Genomic DNA, 4294 nt, shown 5'->3' on the forward strand with positions numbered 1-4294 from the left:
ATACCTCCTGCATTACCTGAACCTGTATTAGTAGTATTTATTTCAGATTTATTATCAATCAAAACATTTCGAGGTGTATATATTTTATTGATATTAGCCTCAATGTTTATTGATTCCTCATTATCGATCAACTCTTTTGGATTAATACCAATTAATATTACCCCATTATTTCCCTGACTAAATATCTTGCTTTCGTTGAGAATAGATATTTGATCACTAGCATTAATGATGATACCTCCTGCCTGATCTGAACCATTACTATTCGTATTTATTTCTGATTTATTATCAACCAAAATATTTTTAGGCGTATTGGTTTGATTAGGATCGAAATCAAAATTTATTTCTCCATCATTATTGGTCTTTATTATTAGATTAATACCAATTAATAGTACCCCATTACTTCCCTGACTAAATATCTTGCTTTCGTTGAGAATAGATATTTGGTCTCTAGCATTAGTTATGATATATCCTGCATAGCCAGAACCTTTGTTAGTGGTATTTAATGTAGCGCCATTTAAATAAATGGAACCTTTCGTAGAATTAATCGTGATGTTATTCTTATATTTTTCGATCTCATTATTACTAATTGCTTTTATCATGCTATTAGAAATAGATATATCTCCTAACGCTTCAATCCTGACACTTCCAGCAATTCCATTATTGGGAGATTCTGATGCAACATTCGCGTTTATTATATCAATATTTCCGTTACGACTGTTGAGGTAAATATCACCACCATTGCCATCCAAAATACCCCCACTGCTTACATTAGATAACAGACTACCTTTAACGAAGATATTTTTATTTGCGAACAGCTTAATACGACCGCCTGTTCTGTTTTCTTTTACATTGTCATTAATAGTAGTATCAATATTCCCGTTAGTTTTAATATCACCCCGAGAATCAACAGCGACATTACCATAAACGAGAATTAATCCAGTTGTAATATCACCTGCCAATCCATTGGGATGATACTGATTAGTTACAAGTGTCTCTCCACTGTTAGATTGAAAGCGTGAAGTATTATAAATCCAACCTTGGATGCTAATATTTGCATTTGTTGGAGTATTGGTTGTTGTAGGATTTTGCAGATTGAATCCAATCGGGAAATTGGGTGTAAAGTTTGGCGTGCCAATATAGTTTGTATCTACCCCTGCTCTAATGTCTAGAGTTGGTGTTTGACTACCATCAATATTTATTGTTGTTCCATCCGATAGCTTAACGGTTTCTCGAAGAGAATTGCCTGTGCTGTCTACGCCCGTGATTCTAACGTTACCCGAAATATTGACACTCCCACCCGCCAGGATGTGCAAAGATGCACCTTCGTAGCTACCAAAACTCACATCACCAGCAGCACGAATTATTGGATCATCAGGACTAAACAGATTACCTAAATCGCCGTTCAACCTTTCTACCCTAAAATTACCCCCAGCCCAAAAATGGGCATCGCTGCCAATGGTATTTTTAGACTGCAAGACCATATCGCCACCAGAGTAAAAGCCACTATCTGGGTGATTTAAGGCATAAATATCGACTTTCTGATTACCTTGCGCCAGCAAATTCCCACCCGCCGCCGCAATGAAAGGATTAGTTGCGCTATCTCTAACTTTTAAACTGTTCTGCGCCTGTAATGTTAAATTCCCACCAGATTGAACTGTTCCCTGTAAATCCAGATTTCCTGCATTCAGCGTTAAATCCTTTCCTGCTACCAATTGTCCTTGATTGGTAATACTTGCCGTTTGCTGTAAACCAAACTGCACACCCACGGGTACACTCATTGTTAACAGTGGGGGCGCTTGGGGATTAGTAGCACTAAATTCACTACCATCAGGAAACACAAAACTGTTAGCTGTGGTAGCCAGAAATGAACCTTCAATATCTAACTGGGCATTTGTCCCAAAAATAATCCCCTGGGGATTGAGCAAAAATAAATTAGCTGCACCATTTACGCCCAAAGTCCCCAAAATATGAGAAGGGTTACTGCCAGTAACTCGACTTAAAATATTATCAACGCCTGTAGGGTTGGCAAAATAAACCCTTTGCCCATTATTGACATTAAATTCTAAAAAACTGTGATATAAGTTGCTGCCTCTTTGGACACCACCTTCAATTAAGTCAGCCTGATTTTCTTTAATATTGACACCAGTCATCACACGGGAGTTTTGATTTCCCAATGTGGTGTCAGGTGTGATTTGCGCTAGGCAAGGATTGCTGGTAAATATCGATACTACAGTGATCGGAATTATAGTTCCCCTTGCTAGGAACAACCCAGGCTTACGGTCATCAAAATTCCTACGGTGATTCACGGTGGGTTCAAAGCCTTATTACAGTAAAATTACGCACAATTTCTTACTGAAAACACTATACTTTAATTTGTCAATAATTTACATAGTAATTTTCTTGGATTAACATATAGGATTGCTATAGAACATCAAATAGAAACTTAATACCAACACTATTGCCAATTTTCCCAAATAGGTCTGAAACCCAATAAAATCGTGACGATATCAATAGGGTTTCAGGGTTTTGGCAATAGTATTGTAATACTGTAAATATTTAAATTTTTGCAAGCTCTCCTCCGAATAAATGGTCAAATTTTTTAGCCTAACTTTAAATCCCAAGCAAGCAGCAGTAGCAGTTACGGTATCTGAAGCCGCAGAATTACCCCAGGCTCTAGTGCAATTAGGGCTAAGTAATTCCCGTCCCGTCTTAGTGATAGTAGGGGGCGCTAGTCAGATTAGCGAAGCGGACTTCTTGCGTATCAAAAGGCTATTCGTAGAAGTCTTAGCACCAATAGCTCAACGCTTGGGGGCTTATGTGGTGGATGGTGGTACTGATGCGGGAGTGATGCAATTGATGGGTAAAGCCCATAGCCAAATCAATGCGGACTTTCCCCTAATTGGTGTAGCTCCTACAGCAAAAGTAGTCTTACCTAAGCAAACGACAGTCTTGAGTGAGGATGCTACACCTCTAGAAGCACATCATACTCATTTTGTCCTAGTTCCTGGCAGTAATTGGGGTGATGAATCTCCCTGGATAGTACAGGTAGCAACCCTTTTAGCTAATGGTGCGCCCTCAATTACAGTCCTCATTAATGGTGGCGAGATTACTTTTATTGATGCGTTAAACAGCGTCATTGCTGGGCGCTTAGTGATGGTAATTGCTGGTAGCGGGAGAACAGCAGACAAGCTAGCTTCTGCTTTGCATGGGGATGCTACTGATGAACGAGCTAAACAATTAGCAGCGTCAGGCTGTTTACAAACAATTGACTTAGAAGCCCCAAAAGAAGATTTGATTAATACAATTACAAACTTACTGTTGACTGGGAGCAACGCGATTTTGTGAACTCATGGTTTAATTCTCAATTACCACGGGTTATTCTCAATAAATAGGTCTTGATTTTCCCATTTTCATCTCTTTTAAGCCCACATTCCGCAGTTATTGAAGCAGATTAAATAATTATAAATTGTAAGACTGCAAAGCCTGAAAAGATTAGCTGGTAATCATTTCAGGCTATTTATTGTAAAATAATAAGTGCGAAATAGAGAAAGAGAAAAGCCATGAAAGAGTCAGAAGAAGCCATGCAAATCCTAAATATAGACCATTTAGGAATAGTAGCGGGAATAGTAGCGGGAATAATAGATGAGATGGAATTGGTAGAAGAAGTGAATAAAATAGTGGGAATAAAAACAAGAGAAATTCTCACACCAGGACAAGTAATGAAAGCAATGATATTGAATGGATTAGGATTTTTAAGCGCCCCATTATACCTATTTGACGAATTTTTTGTAGGAAAAGCGTATCCGCTCAATAAGTAGGGGTAGGGGAGAAAAATAAGATAAGTAAGGGACATAGAATATAATAAAATATAAGACATGACGCAAAAACAGGATTCGAGTAAGAAATCAGGAGAAGAAATACTGTAAACCATCGAGCCAAAAGGGATTGCAGACGAATCAATGCGTCGGACAGTAGAAATATTACTCAACTTAATAGAGCAATTACAAGCAGAAGTTAAAGAATTACGAGCAGAAAATCAACAGTTAAAAGATGAAAATAACCGTCTGAAAGGAGAACAAGGTAAGCCAGACATCAAAGCCAATAAGAAAGAGTTGACCAATAATCACTCATCATAAAAAGAGCGAAAAGCTCCAAAAAAGCACAGCAAAAGCAGTAAGAACGGGACGATTAAAATAGATAGAGAACAAATACTGGAATATCCACAAGACAAACTACCAGCAGACGCAGAGTTTAAAGGGTATCAAGAAGTAATCATCCAAGACATCATCCTGAA

3 protein-coding genes and 1 pseudogene are annotated in these 4294 nt (G+C 38.1%); 3 read left to right on the top strand and 1 reads right to left on the bottom strand.

All coding sequences use genetic code 11. The annotated features are described in order from the left end of the window. A partial coding sequence (locus FJR38_RS03790; protein ID WP_254449348.1) for a filamentous hemagglutinin N-terminal domain-containing protein occupies positions 1-2150 on the bottom strand: 2150 nt, incomplete at its 3' end. Between the two features lie 436 nt (positions 2151-2586). Between FJR38_RS03790 and FJR38_RS03795 the strand changes: the two genes are divergently transcribed. From FJR38_RS03795 to FJR38_RS28100, 3 genes and pseudogenes are all read left to right on the top strand, one after another. After that, positions 2587-3345 carry a hypothetical protein gene (locus FJR38_RS03795; protein WP_168496054.1) on the top strand — a complete coding sequence of 253 codons (759 nt, stop codon included), beginning with the start codon at positions 2587-2589 and terminating at the stop codon, positions 3343-3345. Between the two features lie 215 nt (positions 3346-3560). After that, positions 3561-3800: pseudogene (locus tag FJR38_RS03800) on the top strand (DUF4277 domain-containing protein); the annotation flags it as partial. Positions 3801-3959: 159 nt separating this feature from the next. Beyond that, complete coding sequence (locus FJR38_RS28100) at positions 3960-4136, top strand: hypothetical protein (RefSeq protein ID WP_254445416.1); 177 nt, start codon at positions 3960-3962, stop codon at positions 4134-4136. Positions 4137-4294 lie beyond the last annotated feature (158 nt).

Source organism: Anabaena sp. UHCC 0253, from assembly GCF_009712085.1.
Lineage (GTDB): Bacteria > Cyanobacteriota > Cyanobacteriia > Cyanobacteriales > Nostocaceae > Dolichospermum.